A 657-nucleotide genomic window follows, 5' to 3' on the forward strand; every position below is an offset into this window, starting at 1 on the left:
TCATTAGTCAAAGGCGGTTTTCTGGTCAGCGTACGCGGCAAAGGCGGCGGTTTGCGCTTGGCGGATGTTCCTGAAAAAATCAACATTGGCGCAGTCGTCCGCCATCTTGAGCCGATGCAGGTTGTCGAATGCATGGGCGATAACAACGAATGCCTAATCACCCCATCCTGCCGACTGACCGGCATCATTACCGGCGCCATCAAAGCCTTCTTCAACCATTTAGATCAATACTCCCTGCAAGATCTTTTGGACAAACCAACCTACGACATACTCTATACCCCGCGCATCCCCATCAACGAAATACGCAGAATGGTTGATTAAATCTTCAGGCCGTCTGAAAACAGTCAAGCTATATCGAAATAATCATCAGCCTCTCAATATAGGGGCGTGTGGTATTACTCGGAAAAATAATAAACAATGCCGTCTGGAATTAAGATTTTCAGACGGCATTGTTAATTTTAAAATAATAGAAAGATATCGACCAGAGCAAGCAAAAAGTAACTGCTCGCCATTTACTTATTCCCTAGTCAAAAAGTACGCCAAGTATCTTCCCAGTCAACGTAACGGTCTTTTTCCAATACAAAATTGGGAACGTTAGTAAAACTTTCGTGGCCATGACGAATATAATTTTGATTATGAATCCATAGAGTTTTACCT

General features: G+C 43.2%; 1 protein-coding gene. It reads left to right on the plus strand.

Annotated features, from left to right (window positions below; genetic code table 11):
• Positions 1-321: Rrf2 family transcriptional regulator (locus ACTHUR_RS14920; RefSeq protein WP_440399377.1), on the plus strand; the 321-nt coding region annotated here is incomplete at its 5' end.
• Positions 322-657 lie beyond the last annotated feature (336 nt).

The organism is Neisseria sp. P0021.S007 (genome assembly GCF_051956855.1).